This window comes from Streptomyces sp. NPDC088124, assembly GCF_040685895.1.
Classification (GTDB): domain Bacteria; phylum Actinomycetota; class Actinomycetes; order Streptomycetales; family Streptomycetaceae; genus Streptomyces.
The window spans coordinates 1-21,610 of the sequence record NZ_JBFBJB010000042.1 but is presented as its reverse complement, the minus strand read 5'-3'; the positions used below and the strand labels follow the sequence as shown (position 1 = coordinate 21,610).

The window sequence follows — 21,610 nt, the reverse complement described above, 5'->3', positions numbered from 1 at the left end:
TTTCATACCGGGCCCGCTCCCGCGAAGTCCGCGGAGAACTCGACCCGTTGCGCGGGCGTGAGGTGACAGGCCGCCCCGTGCCCGGCGTCCGGTTCCAGCGGCGGCAGCCGGGTCGCGCAGAGCGTGGCGCCCACCTGTTCGGTGAAGGCGCAGCGCGGGTGGAAGCGGCAGCCGCCGGGCGGGTCGAGGAGGCTGGGCGGGGTGCCGGGGATGGGGGCGAGGGGGACGTCCACGGGGGTGTCCAGGCTGGGTACGGAGCCGAGCAGGCCCCAGGTGTACGGGTGTTGGGGGGTGCGCAGGACCGCCTGCTTCGTGCCGCGCTCCACGCACCGGCCGCCGTACATCACGAGGACGTCGTCCGCGATGTCGGCGATCACGCCCAGGTCGTGGGTGATGAAGATGATCGCGGTGCCGGTCTCCCGCTGGAGGTCCTTCAGCAGGTCCATGATCTGGGCCTGCACGGTGACGTCCAGCGCGGTGGTCGGCTCGTCCGCGATCAGCAGCGCCGGGTCGCAGACCAGCGCCATCGCGATCATCGCCCGCTGGCGCATCCCGCCGGAGAACTGGTGCGGGTAGTCGTCGGCCCGTACGTCCGGCTGCGGGATCCCGACCCGCCCCAGCATCTCGACGGCCCGCGCGCGGGCGGCCTTCCGGGAGGCGCCGGTGTGCTTGCGGTACGTCTCCGCGATCTGCCGGCCGACCGTGTGGTACGGGGAGAGCGCGGCCAGCGCGTCCTGGAAGATCATGGCCATCGTGTTCCCGCGCAGCCGTTCGAGTGCGCGTTCGCCCGCGGTGAGGAGGTCGCGTCCGTCCAGCAGGATCTCCCCCTCGATCGCCGTGCGGCCGCGGTCACGGTCGTGCAGACCCAGGACCGCCAGCCCGGTGACGGACTTGCCGGAGCCCGACTCGCCGACGATCCCGAGGGTCCTGCCGCGCGCGACGTCGAAGGAGAGTCCGTCGACGGCGCGCAGGGTGCCGTCCTCCGTGGCGAAGCGCACGCGCAGGTCGCGGACGGAAAGGAAGGGGGAGGCGGTCATGGGGTGCCCTTCTACGCGAGGCGTACACGCGGGTCGATGACGGCGTACACCGCGTCGACGACGATGTTGAAGACGACGATCGCCCCCGCCGCGACGAGCACCACCCCGAGCAGCAGCGGCAGGTCGTTGTCCTGGACCGCCTTGACGGAGAGCGCGCCGATGCCGTGCAGGCCGAACGTCTGCTCGGTGATGATGGCGCCGCCGAGCAGGGCCCCGATGTCGAGCCCGAAGATGGTGACGATCGGCCCCATCGCGCCCCGCCAGGCGAAGCGGAAGAAGACCGTCCGGCGCGAGAGGCCCTTGGCGCGTGCCGTCCGTACGTACTCCTCGCCGAGCGTCTCGATCAGCTGGGAGCGGGCCATCCGCGTGTAGTTGGCGGTGAAGATCAGCGCGAGGACGAACCAGGGCAGCAGCAGCCCCCGGAACCAGCCCGCCGGGTCCTGGGTGAGCGGGACGTCCTGGGGGCGGCCGAGGAGGTGCCACTGGTCGGTGAGGTAGTACATGGCGACCACCCCGACGATGTAGATCTGGAGCGAGGAGCCGACCAGCGAGGCGGACGACGCGACCTTGTCCAGCGCCCTGCCCTGCCGGACCGCCGCGAGCATGCCCGCCCCGACGCCCAGCACCACGAAGACGACGGCGCTGCCGAGGGCGAGCGACAGGGTGGTGGGGAAGCGGTCGAGGATGGTGCCGAGGACCGGTTCGCGGTTGTGGAACGAGTAGCCGAGGCAGGGCGCCGGGCAGTGCCCGAACGACGCGTAGTCCCGGCCGGCGAACACCCCCTGGAGCCAGTGCCAGTACTGCACGGGCAGCGGATCCGCGATGCCCAGGTTGCGCCGTACCAGCGCCAGCGTCTCGGGGGTGCAGACCTTGCCGCAGGCCACCCGGGCCGGATCGCGGGGCGCGACGTAGAAGAGGACGAAGGTGAACGCGCTGATGATCAGCAGGATCACCGCCGCGCCGAGCACCCGGCGCACGAGGAAGCGGAGCATGGCGTCTCCTCCCTGGGCTCCTCCGGCTTCCTCAGGACCTGGCGTACAGCTTGTAGAGCACGGCCGCCGAGAACAGGGGGTCGTAGAGTGCCCCGCCGACCTTCGACCCGGCCAGGTAGAAGCGGCGCTGGTACGTCTCCGGGATGATCGGCGCCTCCTCGGTCATGATCCGCCGGTCCAGTGCGGCCCACGCCCTGCCCGCCTGCCGGGGGTCGGCGATCACCACGTCCTTCCTGATCGCCGCGTCCACCCAGCCGACCTTGAGCTGGGAGATGTTGTTGGCGCCGTTGGCGATGGTGCCGCTGTCGAAGAGCGGTTGGATCAGGGTGTAGCCGGTGGGCCAGTCCGGGGCCCAGCCGAACCACATCACGTCGAACCGGTTGTCGATCTGCTGGACCTGGTCGTAGTAACCGGTGGAGTCGAGCGGCTTGATGACGGGGGTGAAGCCCGCCTTCTTGAGCGCGTTCTCGATGACGACCTTGGTCTTGTCGTAGTTGTCGGCCTGGGGGAAGGCATAGACGATCTTCTGGCCGGTCTTCCCCGCCTCCTTGAGCAGCCTCTTCGCTGCCTCCGGGTCGCCCTGAGGCTTCTTCAGCTTCCCGTAGACGTCGAACTTCTCGCGCCCCAGGATGTCCGGGCTGAGGATCGTCGTCGCGATGTCGCCCGCCGACGGGCCGCCGTAGATCTGCCGGATCTGCTCCAGCGGCCAGGCGTGGATGAGGGCCTGGCGCACCTTCAGATCGGGGACGCGCCGGGTGTTGATGGCGTAGTAGTAGAGGCCGGTGAGCAGACCGTCGACGGTGCGCTTCTTCAGCGCGGGATCGGTGAGCACCTTCTGGATCCGCTCGGCCGGCACTCCGCTGTACGCCATGACCGCGTACCGGTCGTCGCCCGAGTCGGCGATCAGCCGGTCGGAGGCGGCGAGCGCCTGCGGCCCGAACTCGAAGGCGAAACGGTCCGGATAGGCGGTGCGGATCGCGTCCGTCCGGGGATCCCAGTGCGGATTGCGGGTGAGCGTCATCGACTTGTCGACCGCGTGCTGCGTGAGCCGGTACGGTCCGGCCGAGACCGGGTCCCTGTCGTACTTCTCCCTGGTGTCCAGCTTGACCGGCACGGCCCCGTACGAGTGCATCGCCAGCGTGAAGTTGAGGTCCGGGCGGGCCAGCTGCAGATGGAAGGTGATGGTCCCGCGCCGCGCGTCGGTGACGACGGAGTCGAGGTGCTTGCCGCCGTACGGGCCCTTGTACGCGGCCCGGTAGTCGGTGGAGCCGGTCAGCGCGGTCTGGAGGTAGCCGGCGCCCTCGGTGGTGAAGCTCGCGAAGCCGCGTTCGATGCCGTGGCGTACGTCGTCGACGGTCAGCTCGCTGCCGTCCTCCCACCGGAGGCCGCTCTTCAGCGTGAACGTCCAGGTCCTGCCGCCGTCGGACAGGGTGCCCGCGTCGGTGGCGAGGTCGCCCACCAGCTTCATGGAGCCGTCCGGCGCGATCTTGTAGCCGGTGAGGCAGCGGATGTACAGGTTGCCGACCGTGGAGTTCCAGGAGAAGTAGATGCGCTGTGGGTCGAGATGGGAGAAGTCGTCGGGCCCGATGCCGCGGATCGTGCCGCCCGTGCGCGACCCGGCGACGGCGGGGGCGGGCCCGGTGGAGTCCGCGGCGGTGCCGATGGCGACCGTACTGCCGGTGTACTTCGTGGAGCCCGCGGCGCCGGTCCCTTCGCCCGGGCCACTGCCGCCGGAGTTGCCGCTGCTGCAGGCGGCGAGGAGCGCGGAGCCGCCAGCCGCCACGGAGGTGGTGATGACGAGGTTTCTGCGTGAGAGGGACATGTCCGCTGTTTCCTGCCCTGTCGAGTTCGAGGTGGAGTCGATGCGGTGCCGTGCCGTGCCGGGTCGTGTCGTGTCGAGGAGGGGGTCAGCGCCCGGTCCTCGGGTCCAGTGCGTCGCGTACCGAGTCGCCGAGGAGGTTGAAGGCGATCACGAAGATCACCATCGCCAGCCCCGGGAACAGCAGGAAGGTGATGTCGTCCTGGTAGACGTTCGCGCCGCGCTGGATCATCACGCCCCAGTCGGGGGTCGGTGAGCTGAGGCCTACGCCCAGGAAGGCGAGGCCCGCCTCGGTGGTGACGAAGAGGGGGAGCGCGAGGGTCGCCTGGATGAGGATCGGCGTCCACAGGTTGGGGAGCAGCTCCTTGAAGATGATCCGCGCAGGGGACGCGCCGGTCACCTTCGCCGCCTCCACGAACTCCCGCTCGCGCAGGGCGAGTACCTCGCCGCGCAGCAGCCGGGCGATGGGCGCCCAGCCGAAGGCGGTCATCACGGAGATGAGGCTGGTGACGGTGAGCCAGACCGGGGTGTTCTCCTCCGGCGGGACCAGGATCGAGATCAGCACCGGCCAGAAGGCGATGAAGAACAGCGTCGAGGGGAACGCCAGCAGGATGTCGATGACCCGGCCCACGAGGTAGTCCGGGCGCCCGCCGAGGTATCCGGCCGTGACACCGATGGCGACCCCGAACACCGCCACGAGCAGCGTGGTCACGGTGGCGATCAGCAGTGAGTTGCGGATCCCGTACAGCAGGAAGGTGAAGACGTCCCGGCCCAGCCCGGGTTCGACGCCGAACCAGTACGTGCCGCTGATACCGCCGTTGGGGCGGACCGGGAAGCCGAAGTCGTCGAGGAGGCCGGGGGTGTCCTGGCCGTAGGTGTCGTACGGGTTCTTCCCGTAGAGCCGGGCGATCAGCGGGGCACAGACGGCCACGGCGAAGAAGAAGGCGACGACGCAGGCGGCGGCAACGCCCGTACGGTCGCGCCGGAAACGGCGGCGGGCGAGCTGTCCCGGGGAGCGGCCGGCCGCCCCGGCGCCGGGCGGAGCGGTGCCGGACGGAGCGGTGCCGGACGGTGCGGTGACCGGAGAGGGCGCGGAGGTCATGATGCTCCTGGCCGAAAGAGATCGAAAACTCCGCGGTCAGACCCGCGGACCAATCGGACTTTTTCAATCGGTATGTGCACAGTCAATGAATTCTTCGTGGCCTTGAATGCCTCTTTTGCGGCTTGGTGCGTGCATGGCCAACCGTTGGTGCGAATGCGCTGCGGTCATGACCGGAGCGAGAGGTGTCCGTCTTTCGCGCGCATGGCCGCGGCCGGCTCCGGCATGCGTACATCCGGAGGGCGGATCCGACCGTTCAGGTGAGTCGAATAGCCGTATTGCGCCCTATGGGTGGATATTGAGGCCCGGTCGAGCCCAGCACCCGAGGAGGCACATCGATGCGAGGAGCTACGCACACGGTTCGAGTCGCGCAAGCCGGGTGGACCGCGTGCGCGGTGGCCGTCGTCCTCGCGGCGACGGCCTGCGGCGGCGGGGACAGCACCATGGGCAGTGGCGCCGAGGGCGTGGTGCGTTCCTCCTGGGGCGACCCGCAGAACCCGCTGGAACCCGCGAACACCAACGAGGTCCAGGGCGGCAAGGTCCTCGACATGATCTTCCGCGGGCTCAAGCGGTACAACCCGAGGACCGGCAAGGCCGAGGACGAACTCGCCGAGACGATCGAGACCACGGACTCACGGCACTTCACCGTCACCGTCAAGGACGGCTGGACCTTCAGCAACGGCGAGAAGGTCACCGCCGCGTCCTTCGTCGACGCCTGGAACTACGGCGCCAACCTCAGGAACAACCAGAAGAACGCCTACTTCTTCCAGTACATCGACGGGTACGACAAGGTCCACCCGGCCTCCGGGGCGCCGACCGCCGCGACCCTCTCCGGGCTGAAGGTCACCGGCCCGCGGACCTTCGCCGTCACGCTCTCGCAACGCTTCTCCACCTGGCCCGACACCCTCGGGTACGCGGCCTTCGCACCGCTGCCCCGCGCCTTTTACGACCAGCACGCGGCCTGGCTCGCCAAGCCGATCGGCAACGGCCCCTACACCGTGGAGCGGTACACCAAGGGCTCCCAGATGTCGCTGCGCACCTGGAAGGAGTACCCGGGCGCCGACAAGGCGCGCAACGGGGGCGTGGACCTCGTGGTCTACACGGACAACAACACCGCCTACACCGACCTCGTCGCGGGCAATCTCGACCTCGTCGACGACATCCCGGCCTCGCAGCTCAAGAACGTGAAGTCCGATCTGAGCGGCCGTTACCTCAACACCCCCGCCGGCATCATCCAGACCCTCGCGTTCCCCTACTACGACAAGGCGTGGAACACCCCGGGGGCCGTCAAGGTCCGTACCGGGCTCTCCCGGGCGATCAACCGGGAGCAGATCACCGGGACCATCTTCCGCGGGACCCGTACCCCGGCCACCGACTGGACCTCACCGGTGCTCGGCGCGGACGGCGGCTACAAGGCAGGGCTCTGCGGGGCGGCGTGCGTGTACGACGCGGCCGCCGCGCGGAAGCTGGTGCGGGAGGGCGGTGGCATCCCCCGCGGCCGGCTCACGATCACGTACAACGCGGACACCGGCTCCCACAAGGAGTGGGTCGACGCCGTCTGCAACAGCATCAACAACGCGCTCGGCAACGACAAGGCGTGCGTCGGCAGCGCCGTCGGCACCTTCGCGGACTTCCGCAACAAGATCGGGCAGCGGAAGCTCACCGGGCCCTTCCGCGCGGGCTGGCAGATGGACTACCCGCTGATCCAGAACTTTCTCCAGCCGCTCTACTACACCAACGCCTCGTCCAACGACGGGAAGTGGAGCAACGCCCGGTTCGACCGGCTGATCGACGAGGCCAACGCCGAGGCCGACCCGAAGCCGGCGATCGAGAAGTTCCAGCAGGCCGAGGGAGTCGTACGGGACCGGATGGCGGCCATCCCGCTCTGGTACCAGAACGGCAGCGCGGGCTACTCGGACCGGGTCTCGGACGTGGCGCTCAACCCGTTCAGCGTCCCGGTCTACAACGAGATCACCGTCCACTGACGCAGGGACGGATCCCCAGATCCCCGCGGCCACCGTTCGCCTCTTCCCCCGGAGCCCTGCATGGGACGTTATGTGATCCGGCGTCTGCTCCAGATGATCCCGGTCTTCTTCGGCGCGACGCTGCTGATCTTCCTGATGGTCAATGTGATGGGCGACCCCATCGCGGGCCTCTGCGGCGAGCGGCAGTGCGACCCCGCCACCGAGGCCCAGCTCCGCAAGGAGTTCGGCCTCGACAAGCCCGTCTGGCAGCAGTACCTCACCTACATGGGCCATGTCTTCTCCGGAGACTTCGGCACCGCCTTCAACGGGCAGAAGGTCATCGACCTGATGGCCTCCGCCTTCCCGATCACCATCAGGCTGACGCTCGTCGCCGTCTTCTTCGAGATCCTGATCGGGATCGTCTTCGGCGTCGTCACCGGATTGCGCCGGGGCCGCCCCGTCGACACCTCCGTCCTGCTGCTGACGCTCGTCGTCATCTCCGTGCCGACCTTCGTCACCGGACTGCTGGCCCAGCTCCTCCTCGGCGTCCGGTGGAAGATCATCGAACCCTCGGTCTCCCCGACGGCGCCGCTCGGCGAGCTGATCCTGCCGGGGCTGGTGCTCGCCTCGGTCTCCCTGGCATACGTCACCCGGCTCACCCGGACGTCGATCGCCGAGAACGCCCGCTCCGACTACGTCCGTACGGCCGTCGCCAAGGGGCTGCCACGGCGGCGGGTGGTCGTCAGGCATCTGCTGCGCAATTCACTGATCCCGGTGGTCACCTTCATCGGTACGGACATCGGCGCCCTCATGGGCGGTGCCATCGTCACCGAGCGGATCTTCAACATCCACGGCGTCGGATTCCAGCTCTACCAGGGCATTCTGCGCCAGAACACCCAGACCGTCGTCGGCTTCGTGACCGTGCTCGTCATCGTCTTCCTGGTGGCGAACCTGCTGGTCGACCTGTTGTACGCGGTACTCGACCCGAGGATCCGGTATGCCTGACGCCCAGCGCCCCCAGCGCCCCCAGCGCGCCCAGCGCCGCCGCCCGAGCCCCGGCGGCCCCGGCGGCCCACCCGATCCGGCCTCCGGAGAACTCCCGTCCGGCTCCGGAGCCATCGCCCCCACCGGCGCGGGCGGCGCGATGGACCTCGCCACGAGCGAGGGGCTCACCCTGGAGGAAGACGGCGGGCAGGGCGGTGCGCGGGGCGGCGGTCCCGGCGGTCCCGGCGGTCCTGTGGCGGGCGGGGCCGTGGGCGGGTCCGTGGGCCGGGCGCGCAGCCTCTGGTCCGACGCCTGGCGGGATCTGCGCCGCAACCCCGTCTTCGTCCTCTCCGGCCTGGTCATCGTCTTTCTGGTGATCATCTCGATCTGGCCGTCGCTGATCGCCAGTGGCAACCCGCTCTCCTGCGACCTCGCCTACGCGCAGGACGGCTCCCGGCCCGGCCACCCCTTCGGCTTCAACGGACAGGGTTGCGACGTCTACACCCGTACCGTCTACGGCGCCAGGACCTCCGTCGTCGTCGGCGTCCTCGCCAGCCTCGGGGTCGCCGTCGCCGGGTCGGTCCTCGGCGGGCTCGCCGGGTTCTACGGCGGTTCCTGGGACGCGGTCCTCTCCCGGATCACCGACATCTTCTTCGGGATCCCCGTCGTCCTCGGCGGCCTCGTGCTGCTGTCCGTGGTCACCAGCACCACCGTCTGGCCGGTGATCGGCTTCATGGTGCTGCTCGGCTGGCCGCAGATCTCCCGGATCGCCCGCGGCTCCGTCATCACCGTCAAACAGAACGACTACGTCCAGGCGGCGCGGGCGCTCGGTGCCTCCAGCCCGCGGATGATGCTGCGGCACGTCCTGCCCAACGCGGTCGCGCCGGTGATCGTCGTGGCGACCATCGCGCTCGGTACGTTCATCGCGCTGGAGGCGACCCTCTCGTACCTCGGGGTGGGCCTCAAACCGCCGACGGTCTCCTGGGGGATCGACATCTCGGACGCCTCCCCGTACATCCGCAACGCCCCGCACATGCTGCTCTGGCCGGCCGGCGCGCTGGCGGTCACCGTGCTCGCGTTCATCATGCTCGGCGACGCGGTACGCGACGCCCTCGACCCCAAGCTGCGCTGAGGAGCCCCCTGCCGATGTTGCTCGAAGTACGCGATCTGCAGGTGGAGTTCCACACCCGCGAAGGAGTCGCCAGGGCCGTCAACGGCGTCACGTACGCGGTGGCGGCGGGCGAAACCCTCGCCGTGCTGGGCGAGTCGGGCTCGGGCAAGTCCGTGACCGCGCAGGCGATCATGGGCATCCTCGACACGCCGCCCGGCCGGATCGCGGGCGGCGAGGTGCTCTTCCAGGGGCAGGACCTGCTGAAACTCAAGGAGGAGCAGCGCCGCAGGATCCGCGGCGCCAGAATGGCGATGATCTTCCAGGACGCGCTCTCCTCGCTCAACCCCGTGCTCACCGTGGGCGCCCAGCTCGGGGAGATGTACGAGGTCCACCGGGGAACGGGCCGCAGGCAGGCGAGGGTGCGGGCCGTCGAGCTGATGGAGCGGGTGCGTATCCCGGCGGCGAAGGACCGGGTGAACGACTACCCGCACCAGTTCTCCGGGGGTATGCGTCAGCGGATCATGATCGCGATGGCGCTGGCGCTGGAGCCGGATCTGATCATCGCGGACGAGCCGACGACGGCGCTCGACGTGACGGTCCAGGCGCAGGTGATGGATCTGCTGGCCGAGTTGCAGCGCGAGTTCACCATGGGTCTGATCCTGATCACCCATGACCTCGGTGTGGTGGCCGACGTGGCGGACAAGATCGCGGTGATGTACGCGGGCCGGATCGTGGAGACGGCCCCGGTGCACGAGATCTACCAGCGGCCGGCGCATCCGTACACGCGGGGTCTGCTGGACTCGATTCCGCGCCTGGACCAGAAGGGCCAGGAGCTGTACGCGATCAAGGGCCTGCCGCCCAGCCTGCTGCGCGTCCCGCCCGGGTGTGCCTTCCATCCACGCTGCCCGAGGGCCCGGGACGTGTGCCGGGCGGAGGTGCCGCCGCTGTACGAGGTGCGGGAGGACGAGGACGAGGACGAGGGCGCGGCCGGGGAGCGGCGAAGCGCCTGCCACTTCTGGAAGGAGACGCTCGATGGCTGAACCCCTCCTGGAGGTACGGGATCTGGTCAAGCACTACCCGCTGACCCAGGGCATCCTCTTCCGGCGGCAGATCGGTGCGGTGCGGGCGGTCGACGGCGTCTCCTTCGGCCTGGCGCCCGGCGAGACCCTGGGCATCGTGGGGGAGTCCGGCTGCGGCAAGTCGACCGTGGCGAAGCTCCTGGTCCATCTGGAGCGGCCGACGTCCGGCGCGATCCGGTACAAGGGCGAGGACATCACGAAGTTGTCGGGGCGGGCGCTGAAGGCGGTGCGGCGGAACATCCAGATGGTGTTCCAGGACCCGTACACCTCGCTCAACCCCCGGATGACGGTCGGCGACATCATCGGGGAGCCGTACGAGATCCACCCGGAGGCGGCGCCGAAGGGGGACCGGCGGCGCCGGGTCCAGGAACTGCTGGACGTGGTGGGGCTCAACCCGGAGTACATCAACCGTTACCCGCACCAGTTCTCGGGCGGTCAGCGCCAGCGCATCGGCATCGCCCGCGGCCTCGCGCTCCGGCCGGAGGTCATCGTCGCCGACGAGCCGGTCTCGGCGCTGGACGTCTCCGTGCAGGCGCAGGTCATCAACCTGATGGAGAAGCTCCAGAACGAGTACAACCTCTCGTACGTCTTCATCGCGCACGACCTGTCGATCGTCCGGCACATCTCCGACCGGGTGGGCGTCATGTATCTGGGGCGGCTGGCCGAGATCGGTACGGACACCCAGATCTACGACCACCCCACGCACCCCTACACCCAGGCGCTGCTGTCGGCGGTCCCGGTCCCCGACCCGGAGGCCCGCGAGGGCCGCGAGCGGATCATCCTCTCCGGAGACGTCCCCTCCCCGGCCAACCCGCCGTCCGGCTGCCGCTTCCGCACCCGCTGCTGGAAGGCGCAGGACCGGTGCGTGCGGGAGGTGCCGCCGCTCACCGTCCCGGAGGCCTTCCGGACGGCGGCGGGGCCGGCCGCGCACCCCTCGGCCTGCCACTTCGCGGAGGAGCGAAAGATCGTTTCTGTGGGCTCCGGGACGGAGAAAGGCTGATAAAGCACAACAATTTCGTTAACACGAAGGCAACTTGGCGGACCCGGTACCGATATACGGACCCGTCAGTCTGTGGAGCGTACGGCCGTGCGGGTGCCGTAAACCGGCCGGGACTTCCAGGAGTCCCGGCCGGTTGCCGTGCGGTGGACGTGCTACGGCAGGCTCAGTGACCGCTTGAGGAAGTCGACCTGGAGCAGCAGCAGGTTCTCCGCGACCTCTTCCTGCGGCGTCATGTGCGTCACTCCGGTGAGCGGCAGCACCTCATGGGGCCGGCCCGCCGCCAGCAGCGCCGCGGAGAGCCTGAGCGCGTGGGCGACGACGACATTGTCGTCGGCCAGGCCATGGATGATCATCATGGGCCGCGCGGGCTCCGCCGGGGACGAGAGCCCGTCGTCCGTCACCAGCGAGTTGGCGGCGTACACCTCGGGCGCCTCCTGCGGGGTGCCGAGGTAGCGCTCCATGTAGTGGGTGTCGTAGAGCCGCAGATCGGTGACCGGCGCGCCCACGACCGCCGCGTGGAAGACATCGGGGCGGCGCAGCGCCGCGAGCGCGGCGAGATAGCCGCCGTACGACCAGCCGCGGATCGCGACCCGGCCGAGGTCGAACGGGAACCGTCCGGCGAGATCGTGCAGCGCCTCGACCTGGTCGTCCAGGGTGAGCAGCAGATTCCGGTGGATGGACTTCTCCCACGCGGGGGAGCGGCCGGGGGTGCCGCGGCCGTCCGCGACGAGCACCGCGAACCCCTGGTCGGCGAACCACTGGGAGGTGAGGTACGCGTTCTGGGCGGCGACCACGCGCTGACCGTGCGGACCTCCGTACGGGTCGAGCAGCACCGGGAGCGGACCGTCCGACTCCTGGTAGCCCGTGGGGAGCAGAACGGCGCACGGAATTCGCCGTGCGCCCCCCTCCGTGAGCCGTGCGTGCGCCGTGAGCGCCGGAGGCTCCGCGTACGAGGCGACGGAGGCGAGCCGCTTGCCGTCCCGGAAGACCTCCACGGACGCCCCCGCGGTCCCGGGGCGCGCCGACACGAGGACGGTCACCTCGCCCGCGCGCACGGCCGAGTGGACCCCGGCGCCCGCCGAGAACCGCTCGGTGCCCAGCCCGCTGACGCGGTACACGTGGATCTCGCCGGTCTCGGGATCCGCGGCCTCCGCGCCGGCCGACGCCGAGACCAGGACGTCGTGCTCACCGATGTCCAGCACCGACCGCACATGCAACTGCGGCCCGGTCAGCGGCCGGTCGCCGACCATCAGGACGCGTGCGCCGCCCTCGTCGGCCAGCCGTACGAGCCGGCCGTCCGGCGCCCAGGCGGGCACCCCGGGGGAGAGTTCGAGCCACACCGGGTCCTCGTCCCGGTGCACGGTCCGGGTGGCGCCCGTCGCGGGGTCCACCGCGAGGTAGAGGTGGCTGCGTTGGTCCCGGCTCTGGACGAGCAGCAGCGGGGAGCCCCCGGCGGACCAGTGGACGCGGGCGAGGTACGGATGAGTGCCCCGGTCCCAGGTCACCTCCGTGGGAGGCGTACCGGAGCCGTCCGTCTCCTCGCCGTCCGCCAACGGCACCAGGAAGAGCCGTACGTCGGCGTTGGGGGTACCGGCCGCCGGATAGGGCACCTGGGCGGGCTCCCGGTCCGGGTGGGCCGGGTCGGAGATCCACCAGCGCCGTACCCCGGCCGTGTCCACGCGCGCGACGAGCAGCCGGTCGGAGTCGGGCGACCACCAGTAGCCGCGGGTACGGCTCATCTCCTCGGCCGCGATGAACTCCGCGAGACCGTAGGTGACATCCGCGTTCGCGGCGGGCTCCGCGCTCTCCCGGCCCGCGAGTTCGCGGTCACCCTCCCCGTCCGCCCCGACGACCCGCAGCGCCCCACCGGCCACATAGGCGATGTGCCGGCCGTCCGGCGAGGGGCGCGGGTCGATCACCGGCCCCCGTACGGGGAGTTCGCGCGCCGTCCCGGCGCGCAGCTCGGCCGCGTAGAGGCGCCCTGAGAGGGCGAACGCGGCGAGCTCGACCTGCGCGTCCACCGCGTACCCCACGATGCCTCCAGAGCCCTCTCGGCTGCGTTCGCGCCGGGCCCGTTCCTCCGCGGAGAGCCGCTCCGAGGCGCCGCCGAGCAGTACCCCCGGATCGGCGGCGATCCGGGCGTCCCCCGGAGCCGTCGCGGAGTCGTCCAGGTCGAGCACCCAGAGGCGGTTCACGCGGTCCGTCCCCGAGGTGGAACGCAGGAAGACCACCCGCGTCCCGTCGGGGGAGACCGTGAACGACCGGGGGGCTCCGAGCGTGAACCGCTGCGTCCTGGCGTGCTGACGGGGGAACGAGGGAGGAGGGGACGAGAGACGAGGGGACGAGTGCTGCTGCCTCATGGTCATGAGCCCGAACCTAGCGCGTCGCGATCCCGGCGGCCGGGTTCCGTGCGCCCCCGTGTGCTGCCGTGCACCGATCGATGCGTACGAACGGATAGTTATGATCCGTAGCGATAGCTGGGTATGAATGAGCCGGGCACATGCACGCTGCGTTTTCCCGAATGAATATCTATGGAGGTGAACCGCCGTGGCACTCTCGATTTCGGTGGTGGTGCTGCTGGCGATCATCGTCTTCCTGCTGGTCCGGAAGTCCGGACTCAAGGCGGGACACGCGGTGGTCTGCATGCTGCTCGGGTTCTACATGGCCAGTTCCTCCATCGCTCCCACCATCAGCGAGCTGACCACGAACGTGGCCGGCATGATCGGTGGCATCAAGTTCTAGCCACTGGCCGTCCGCAATCGGCCAATCTTCGCTGAGCGCTTCAACGATCCGGTCCCACCCCTCGGTTCCGTCACCGCCCACCGGCCGAGGGGTGCCGACCGCTGCCCGCACACGCCTCCCGCCGACTGTCGGCGCGGCCTCGTAGGCTTGTCCCCATGACCGATCTCCCCGCCCGTCGTCTGCTGCTCGTGCACGCGCACCCCGACGACGAGTCGATCAACAACGGCGCCACCATGGCCAGGTACGCGGCCGAGGGCGCCCTGGTCACGCTGGTGACCTGCACCCTCGGCGAGGAGGGTGAGGTCATCCCGCCCGAACTCGCCCACCTGGCGGCCGGCCGGGACGACCGGCTCGGTCTCCACCGCCTCGGCGAACTCGCCGAGGCGATGAGCGAGCTGGGCGTCACCGACCACCGCTTCCTCGGCGGCCCCGGCCGGTTCCGGGACTCCGGGATGATGGGCCTGGAGCAGAACGACCGCGAGGGCGCGTTCTGGGGCACCGGCGTCGACGACGCGGCTCCGCACCTCGTCGAGGTGGTCAGGGAGGTGCGCCCCCAGGTGCTCGTCACGTACGACCCCGACGGCGGGTACGGACACCCGGACCACATCCAGGCCCACCGCGTCGCGATGCGCGCCGCCGAGCTGGCGGCCGACCCCGCCTACCGTCCGGAGCTGGGCGCGGCGCACGCCGTCGACAAGATCTACTGGAACCGGGTGCCGCGCTCCGTCGCCGAGGAGGGCTTCGCCCGGTTGCGCGCGGCCGGCGCCGACTTCCCGGGCATCGCGGAGATCGAGGACATTCCGGGCGTCGTGACCGACGAGGAGATCACCGCGGCGGTCGACGGTGCGCCCTACGCCCGGCAGAAGGCGGCCGCGATGCGCGCCCACGCCACCCAGATCGCCGTGGACGGCCCCTTCTTCGCGCTCTCCAACGATCTCGGTCAGCCGATCTTCGCCGCCGAGTACTACGAGTTGGTGCACGGCACGTCCGGAGCGCCCACCGGCGAGTGGGAGAGTGACCTCTTCGCCGGAATCGCCGGAATCGCCGGAGTTGAGGGAGCCGAGAGCGCCGGGAGTGCTGAGGGTGCCGGGGGAGTCGCCGGCCCGAAGGACGGTTCGCACACCGGAGCGGGCGCCGGTCCGCACGCCGGGGCGGACGCCGGGCCGCGCGCCGAGGCGAACACATGAGCGGACACATGACCACAGGTAAGCCGGGCGCACTGCTTGCATATCTGGCGCTGCTGGTGCTCGGCGGGCTCGTCGGGATCGCGGGTTCCCTCGTTCAAGGCGGCTGGTTCCCGGGCGGGTTGGTGCTCGGCCTGCTCGCCACGGCCGGGCTCTTCCTCGGCGGGCTGTACGCGACCGGTACGCAACTCGGACTGGGGGCGCCCGCGGCCGGCTGGCTGATCGCGACGATCGGGCTGAGCATGGGCCGCGCGGAGGGCGACGCCGCTTTCGCCGCAGGTGCCGGGCCCCTTGTCTACCTGCTCGGCGGCATGGTGCTGGCTGTGATGTGTGCCACGATGTCGCGGTTGCCGCAACCGGGCACGAAGTCCGGCCGACTTGGGAAGTGACGCGCCAGGCAGCCGCCGAGTTGACCATGCGCGTACGGTCGGCGCAGCATCGCTTCTCACGGTCGTCGGGTCTCCGTCGTTGGAGGCCAGTATGGTGGTGCGCGCTCCGGGCCTTCCCCCCGGCTCTCCGGCTGTGGGGGACCTGAACAGTTGAGTACCAGTAAGAACGGGCGGCGGAGCCAACCGGGAGAACCTGCTTTGAGTCGTGAAACTGACAGTTCGTCCTCCGGGCCGCAGGGGCGCGGCGGAGCCGCGTACCCCTCGGGGACACCGCCGTACGGATCCCGCCAGTATCCGTCGCTGCATCCCCAGCAGGACGCTCCGGAGGAGACAGAGACCGCGCCCGCCGCACAGCCGGACGAGCCCAGAACCGAGACCACGCTGACCACCCGGATCCGGATCAACATCCCGGGTTCGCGGCCGATCCCGCCCGTCGTGATGCGTACGCCCATGAGCGACGTCGACAGCACCGAGGGGCGGGGCGTCCCGGTCCGCGAGCGCACCGGCGGCACCCCGAAGGTCACGGCGGCCCCGGACATGTCCGAAACGCGGCCGATCGACCTCGTCGGGGAGCAGCGCTCCGCGGCCAGGGGCGGCCAGGCCGACAAGAGCGGCGAGGGCGGCGAGGGCGGCGACGACCGCTCCAAGCCGACCAGCGACTGGTTCGCACCGCGCAAGGCGGGCGCCGGTACGGCGGCGGGCATGAGCGCGGGCGCCGCGGCCGTGGCGGGCGCGGCGTCGGCGACGGCGGCGGCCCCGCCGCTCCCGACGGACCCGGGCGGCGAGCGCCGCTCCGAGTCGCCGTACGGCTCGGACTACTCCAACGGCACCGACTACTCCACCGGGTCCCACCGGCTGCCCGGCGCGGGCGGCTCCTCGCTCAGCGATCTCGCCGCCGAAGGGCTCGCGAAGGGCGGCGGTCCCACCACCCCGCCGTTCGGTACGCGTCCTCCGGGCGCGGCCTCCGGTCCGGCAGGGCCCACCGGTCCGACGACGGGGCCGGTCCCCGGCAGCACGGCGCTCGGCACCCCGCCGGCGTCCCTGTCCACCCCGCCCGGGGCGGGCCGGATCGCCGCCCCCCGGCTCTCCGACGACACCGCCGTGCTCACCCCGCAGCAGCCCGCCCCGGAGCCCGGCGCCGCCGGACATGTCTCGGGCGACACGCTCACCAGCGGCATCCCGGTGGTGCCGCCGGAGCACCGCTCACCGTTCCCCGGATCGGGACCGCAGGGCGGCGCTCCGCGCACCGACGCGGGCCCCGGCGGCCCGGGCGGCGACGGGGGCGGCGCGTTCGGCCGGGACCACGACTTCTCGGCGCCCGACTTCCCCGGCCCGGTCGGTGCCGGGCCCGGCACCCCGCCCGCGGGCCAGGCCGCCGCGCGTACCACCGGGCAGGGCGCCCCGCCGCCGAAGGCAGCGGCCGCGCCCGCCAAGAAGGGCCGCTCCAAGGTGGCGCTCCTCGGGGTCGCCGTCGTGGTGGTGGCCGGCGGTCTCTACGGCGCCGGACTGCTGATGAACCACTCCGATGTCCCCAAGGGCACCACGGTCCTCGGCGTCGACATCGGCGGCGGCACCCGCGACCAGGCGGTCAACAAGCTCGACGACGCCCTCGGCAAGCGCGCCTCCGCCCCGCTGCGGCTCAGCATCGGCGGTACGACGGAGGAGCTCGCCCCCGACAAGGCGGGCCTCAGCCTGGACAGCCAGGCGACGGTGCGCAACGCGGCGGGCAGCGACTACAACCCCGTCTCGGTGATCGGTTCGCTCTTCGGCGGCGCACGCGTCGCCGAGCCGGTGATCCCCGTCGACGAGGAGAAGCTGAGCGTCGCGCTGACCGATCTGGCGGGCGCCTCCGGCTCGGCCTCGGAGGGCACGATCAAGTTCGAGCCGGGCAAGGCCGTCGCCGTACCGGGCAAGGCCGGCAAGGCGCTCGACGTCAACCACTCGATCATCTCGACCCGCGACGCCTACCGGGCCCAGGTCCAGACGGGCAAGGCGAACAGCATCGAGCTGCCCGTCGTCACCCGCGAGCCGACCGTCGACCAGGCGGAGCTGGACCGGGCGATGAAGGAGTTCGCCGAGCCCGCCATGTCCGACCTGGTCACCATCCAGGCGGGCGGCAAGCAGATCCAGTTCGGCCCCGCCAAGTCGCTGCCGAAGATCCTCTCGATGAAGGCGGTCGACGGAAAGCTCGTCGAGGTCTACGACCGGGATGCCATCGACCAGCTCCTCGACGGCGTCTTCGACGGCATCACGATCACCAAGGGCGACGGCAAGCAGTACCCCGTCTCCGCGGCGGACGTGGCGCGGGTGATGCAGACGGCGCTGCGCGGCAAGACCCCGGCGGAGCGTACGCAGACGATCGACCTCAACCCGAGCTGACCCCTCCGCCCCCGGCGGGCGCGTGGTCGTACGGCGCTGAGCGCTCGGCCCCCGGTGGCCGCGCGGCCGTTACGGACACGCGGCCACCGGGGGCGTCGTGGTGGTGGGGGCGGTCAGTTCAGCATGGCCCGCGCCGCGCGGGCCTTTCCCCGGATGGCCTCCGCCGTCGCGGGCTCCACCGCCGCCACCACCCGCGCGTACTCCTCCATCTCCGCCGCCCCGCTCAGGAACTCCCCGCGCCGGACCAGCAACTGGGCCCGGTCGTAGCGCAGCCGCGCCGGGTGGGCCGGGAGCAGGAGGGAGAGTTCGACGGCCCAGAGGGCGACATCGGTGCGTTCGGGGCGGGTCGCCGCCCAGGCGCGGATGTTGTTCAGGACGCGCTGGACGATGTCGAGCGGGTCGGCGGGGCGGTACGCGGCCGGGTCGGGCGGCGCGCCCGTCGCACTCGTGACCAGCAGATCCGCGTCGTCACCCGACAGCAGGCGGCCCGCGGCGAACGGATCGGCCAGGATCCGCTCGGCCGGGTCACCGAAACCGACCACGAAGTGGCCGGGCAGCGCCACCCCGTACACCGGTGCCCCGGCCCGGCGGGCGACCTCGATCCAGACCACCGACAGCAGGATCGGCAGCCCGCGCCGCCGCCGCAGCACCGCGGGCAGCAGGGAGGACTCCAGCCGCTGGTAGTCGGCCAGGGAGCCGTGGAAGCCGCAGCGCGCGCCGAGCAGCTCCGCGAGCGCCGCCGCCCACGCGGGCGCCCCGCCGACGCCGAAGGGCAGCAGCCCGGCGAGCCGGTCGAGCTCGGCCTGGGCCGCGTCGAGATCCGGCCCGGTGAGGGCCGGTTCGCCCTCCGCGCCGATGAGCAGACAGAGCGTCGCCAGATCGGGCCGGTCCGCGCGGGCCTCCTCGGCGAACCGCCGACGCCGTTCGGTGGATTCCGGATGCATGTGCGACGTATCCCCGCTCAGGGTGATCGGAAGTGGTGGTAGCGGTGATGGACGGCGAAACCCATGCCGTCGTACAGGGCGCGCGCGGCGTCGTTGTCCGCCTCGACCTGGAGCCAGGCGGCGGACGCCCCCTCCTCCAGCGCGCGCCGGGCGAGCGCGGTCATCACGGCCGTGGCCAGGCCGCGCCTGCGGTACTCGGGACCGACCTCCACCGCCATGAACCCGGCCCACCGCCCGTCGACCGCACACCGGCCGATCGCCGCGGGCACCCCGCCCCCCTCGGCGGAGCCCTCCTCGGGACCGTCCGCCGCGGAGGCGCCTTCCTCGGGAACGGACGCGAACCACACCGAGGGGCCGCCGCCCGGCTCCTGACCGCCGCCGAGGACCTGGCGGACCTCGGGTCCCGGCTCCCCGGCGGAACGCTGGTAGCGCCGCAGCCACGCCGCGTCGACGGCGCGGTCGAGGCGTACGGCGGAGAGGCCCGCATCGGTGGAGAGGCCCGCATCGGTGGGGAGGCCGACGTCCCGGTCGGCCAGCGCGGCGAGCGCGCCCACCCGTACCTCCGCCGTCACCTCCGAGCGCCAGCCACGCCGCTCCAGCTCCGCGCAGAGCACCTCCTGCGTGCCCTCGGCGCCGGTCGCGGCCTGGATGTACGCGGGGAGCCCCCGCTCCGCGTACCAGTGGCGTACCCGCGCCAACGCCTCGTCGAGCGGCATACCCGGGTCACCGAGGGGCAGCACGGAATTGGCCCGCCGCGTGAAGCCGGACGAGGCCCGCAGCAGCCAGTCACCCAGCGGCTCGCTCTCCACCGGCCGCCAGGAGCGCGCGCAGACCCGTGCCAGCTCCTCGAAGGACGCCGCGGGGCCCCGGCGGCGTGCCGGGGCGGCCGGTACGACCTTGCCCGCGACCAGCGCGGATTCCGGGACGCGCACGGTCTCGCCGGTCCGTCGTGTGATGAGCAGCACACCGCCGTCCCAGGATGTGAGAACGCCCACCGTGTCGGTGAACTTCTCCGGGCCCTTACCGCCTTCAGTCAGTTGTCTGACCGATACACGTTTTCCCACGTCAGAAGGGGTCACCCGGACCTCAAGCCGTCCGCCCGCAGTGAATTCCACAGCTCTGTCCGCCCCTCCTGTTCGGTTCGTGCTCAAGAACGGAGATACTAGATGCGGGCATCGACGACGCCGCGCTCCCGCGCGCCCGTGGACGGAGCCGCAGATCGGCCCGCCGCGCCCTATCGAGGAGGAACGACAGCGTGACCTACGTCATCGCGCAGCCTTGTGTCGACGTCAAGGACAAGGCGTGCATCGAGGAGTGCCCGGTCGACTGCATCTACGAGGGCTCCCGGTCCTTGTACATCCACCCGGACGAATGCGTCGACTGTGGAGCCTGTGAACCGGTCTGCCCGGTCGAGGCCATCTTCTACGAGGACGACACCCCGGATGAGTGGAAGGACTACTACAAGGCGAATGTCGAGTTCTTCGACGAGCTCGGTTCGCCCGGCGGTGCTTCCAAGCTCGGCCTGATCGAGCGCGACCACCCCTTCATCGCCGCGCTGCCGCCCCAGAACGGCTGACAGCGTGCTCCCCGGTCCCGTACGGCTGCCCGCCGTGCGGGACCGGGGCGTTTGGCACCCGAGAAAGAGTGAGTGACCACGTGTCCGCAGTCTCTTCGCGCCTTCCCGTCTTTCCCTGGGACAAGCTGGAGCCCTACAAGGCGACGGCGGCGGCCCATCCGGACGGGATCGTGGACCTGTCCGTCGGCACGCCCGTCGACCCGGTTCCCGCGCTGGTCCGGCAAGCCCTGATAGACGCCGCGAACTCCCCCGGATACCCGACGGTGTGGGGCACGGCCGAGCTGCGGGACGCGCTGACCGGCTGGGTGGAGCGGCGGCTCGGCGCGCGCGGGGTGGGCCACACGAACGTGCTGCCGGTGGTCGGCTCCAAGGAACTGGTGGCCTGGCTGCCGACGCAGCTCGGGCTGGGCGCCGGCGACCGGGTCGCGTACCCGCTGCTCGCGTACCCCACGTACGAGGTGGGCGCGCGGCTCTGCGGCGCCGAGCCCGTGCCGTACGAGGACCCCACGGCGCTGGACCCGGCCGGGCTGAAGCTCCTCTGGCTGAACTCGCCGTCCAACCCCACCGGGCGCGTGCTCTCCAAGGACGAGCTGACCCGGATCGTCGCCTGGGCGCGCGAGCACGGCGTGCTGCTGTTCAGCGACGAGTGCTACCTGGAGCTGGGCTGGGAGACCGAGCCGGTCTCCGTCCTGCACCCGGACGTCTGCGGCGGTACGTACGAGGGCCTCGTCGCCGTCCACTCGCTCTCCAAGCGCTCCAACCTGGCCGGCTACCGCGCGGCCTTCCTCGCGGGCGACGCGGCCGTCCTGGGCGAGCTGCTGAAGATCCGCAAGCACGGCGGGATGATGGTGCCCGCGCCGGTGCAGGCGGCCACGGTCGCCGCGCTCGGCGACGACACGCACGTACACGAGCAGCGGGAGCGGTACGCGGCCCGGCGCACCGCCCTGCGCGCGGCGCTGGAGGCGGGCGGCTTCCGCGTCGACCACAGCGAGGCGAGCCTCTACCTGTGGTCGACGCGCGACGAGCCCTGCTGGGACACCGTGGCGCACCTCGCCGGTCTGGGCATCCTGGTCGCGCCCGGCGACTTCTACGGCGCGGCGGGCGACCGGCACGTACGCGTGGCGCTGACGGCCACCGACGAACGGATCGACGCGGCGGTCAAGCGCCTGACGTGAGCCGTCCCCGATGACGGTGACGGGTGACCGCGCAGGACGGAGGGCCCCGGCCGGGCCGCAATCCGACGCACCGACGCACCGACGTGCCGTCGTCGTCCAGCAGACCGGACCCGGTTCGGGAGCCGCACAGGACGCG

Annotated in this window: 18 protein-coding genes; 11 read left to right on the top strand and 7 right to left on the bottom strand. The window is 71.3% G+C overall.

Annotation, left to right across the window (positions count from 1 at the left end):
- Positions 1–2: 2 nt before the first annotated feature.
- The 4 genes from AB0P17_RS29890 to AB0P17_RS29875 form a co-directional block, all read right to left on the bottom strand.
- Positions 3–1,037, bottom strand: a complete 1,035-nt coding sequence (locus AB0P17_RS29890) for an ABC transporter ATP-binding protein (RefSeq protein ID WP_365815570.1) — start codon at positions 1,035–1,037, stop codon at positions 3–5.
- Between the two features lie 11 nt (positions 1,038–1,048).
- On the bottom strand, positions 1,049–2,029 hold the full coding sequence (locus AB0P17_RS29885) for an ABC transporter permease (RefSeq protein WP_365815568.1): 981 nt from the start codon (positions 2,027–2,029) through the stop codon (positions 1,049–1,051).
- A 31-nt stretch (positions 2,030–2,060) separates the two neighbouring features.
- Positions 2,061–3,851, bottom strand: a complete 1,791-nt coding sequence (locus AB0P17_RS29880) for an ABC transporter substrate-binding protein (protein ID WP_365815566.1) — start codon at positions 3,849–3,851, stop codon at positions 2,061–2,063.
- Positions 3,852–3,936: 85 nt separating this feature from the next.
- A complete protein-coding gene (locus tag AB0P17_RS29875; protein WP_365815564.1) occupies positions 3,937–4,950 on the bottom strand; it encodes an ABC transporter permease in 1,014 nt (337 codons plus the stop codon).
- Positions 4,951–5,285: 335 nt separating this feature from the next.
- Between AB0P17_RS29875 and AB0P17_RS29870 the strand changes: the two genes are divergently transcribed.
- From AB0P17_RS29870 to AB0P17_RS29850, 5 genes are all read left to right on the top strand, one after another.
- A complete protein-coding gene (locus tag AB0P17_RS29870) occupies positions 5,286–6,932 on the top strand; it encodes an ABC transporter substrate-binding protein (RefSeq protein ID WP_365815562.1) in 1,647 nt (548 codons plus the stop codon).
- A 60-nt stretch (positions 6,933–6,992) separates the two neighbouring features.
- Positions 6,993–7,916, top strand: coding sequence for an ABC transporter permease (locus AB0P17_RS29865; protein ID WP_365815560.1), 924 nt, complete (start codon positions 6,993–6,995; stop codon positions 7,914–7,916).
- A 139-nt stretch (positions 7,917–8,055) separates the two neighbouring features.
- Entirely contained in the window at positions 8,056–9,027 is a 972-nt protein-coding gene (locus tag AB0P17_RS29860) for an ABC transporter permease (protein WP_365815681.1), read from the top strand.
- A 14-nt stretch (positions 9,028–9,041) separates the two neighbouring features.
- Positions 9,042–10,046 (top strand): ABC transporter ATP-binding protein, encoded by a 1,005-nt coding sequence (locus AB0P17_RS29855; RefSeq protein ID WP_365815558.1) that lies wholly within the window; start codon positions 9,042–9,044, stop codon positions 10,044–10,046.
- On the top strand, positions 10,039–11,085 hold the full coding sequence (locus AB0P17_RS29850) for a dipeptide ABC transporter ATP-binding protein (protein WP_365815556.1): 1,047 nt from the start codon (positions 10,039–10,041) through the stop codon (positions 11,083–11,085). The genes AB0P17_RS29855 and AB0P17_RS29850 overlap by 8 nt, the downstream gene beginning before the upstream one ends.
- A 152-nt stretch (positions 11,086–11,237) precedes the next feature.
- Here AB0P17_RS29850 and AB0P17_RS29845 read toward each other — a convergent pair whose 3' ends face one another.
- Positions 11,238–13,451, bottom strand: coding sequence for a prolyl oligopeptidase family serine peptidase (locus AB0P17_RS29845; RefSeq protein ID WP_365815554.1), 2,214 nt, complete (start codon positions 13,449–13,451; stop codon positions 11,238–11,240).
- 181 nt (positions 13,452–13,632) lie between these two features.
- On the opposite strand from AB0P17_RS29845, the gene AB0P17_RS29840 reads away from it, so the two are divergent.
- The 4 genes from AB0P17_RS29840 to AB0P17_RS29825 all read left to right on the top strand — a co-directional run bounded on the left by AB0P17_RS29840 (position 13,633) and on the right by AB0P17_RS29825 (position 17,779).
- The gene (locus tag AB0P17_RS29840; RefSeq protein ID WP_365815552.1) at positions 13,633–13,827 is read left to right on the top strand and encodes a hypothetical protein; all 195 of its coding nucleotides are present in this window, start codon (positions 13,633–13,635) and stop codon (positions 13,825–13,827) included.
- 155 nt (positions 13,828–13,982) lie between these two features.
- Positions 13,983–15,014, top strand: coding sequence for an N-acetyl-1-D-myo-inositol-2-amino-2-deoxy-alpha-D-glucopyranoside deacetylase (mshB, locus tag AB0P17_RS29835; RefSeq protein WP_365815550.1), 1,032 nt, complete (start codon positions 13,983–13,985; stop codon positions 15,012–15,014).
- 8 nt (positions 15,015–15,022) lie between these two features.
- A complete protein-coding gene (locus AB0P17_RS29830; protein WP_365815548.1) occupies positions 15,023–15,400 on the top strand; it encodes a DUF6113 family protein in 378 nt (125 codons plus the stop codon).
- 198 nt (positions 15,401–15,598) lie between these two features.
- Positions 15,599–17,779: a hypothetical protein gene (locus tag AB0P17_RS29825; protein WP_365815546.1), complete on the top strand. Its 2,181-nt coding sequence runs from the start codon at positions 15,599–15,601 to the stop codon at positions 17,777–17,779.
- Positions 17,780–17,892: 113 nt separating this feature from the next.
- On the opposite strand, the gene AB0P17_RS29820 is transcribed toward AB0P17_RS29825, so the two are convergent.
- Together AB0P17_RS29820 and AB0P17_RS29815 are read right to left on the bottom strand one after the other, a co-directional pair.
- Positions 17,893–18,723 carry a transglutaminase-like domain-containing protein gene (locus AB0P17_RS29820; protein ID WP_365815544.1) on the bottom strand — a complete coding sequence of 277 codons (831 nt, stop codon included), beginning with the start codon at positions 18,721–18,723 and terminating at the stop codon, positions 17,893–17,895.
- Positions 18,724–18,740: 17 nt separating this feature from the next.
- Positions 18,741–19,838, bottom strand: a complete 1,098-nt coding sequence (locus AB0P17_RS29815) for a GNAT family N-acetyltransferase (RefSeq protein ID WP_365815541.1) — start codon at positions 19,836–19,838, stop codon at positions 18,741–18,743.
- A 140-nt stretch (positions 19,839–19,978) separates the two neighbouring features.
- Here AB0P17_RS29815 and fdxA point away from each other — a divergent pair, with 140 nt between their 5' ends.
- Positions 19,979–20,299 carry a ferredoxin gene (gene fdxA / locus AB0P17_RS29810; RefSeq protein ID WP_018845645.1) on the top strand — a complete coding sequence of 107 codons (321 nt, stop codon included), beginning with the start codon at positions 19,979–19,981 and terminating at the stop codon, positions 20,297–20,299.
- 80 nt (positions 20,300–20,379) lie between these two features.
- Positions 20,380–21,474, top strand: coding sequence for a succinyldiaminopimelate transaminase (dapC, locus tag AB0P17_RS29805; RefSeq protein ID WP_365815539.1), 1,095 nt, complete (start codon positions 20,380–20,382; stop codon positions 21,472–21,474).
- Positions 21,475–21,610: the final 136 nt, after the last annotated feature.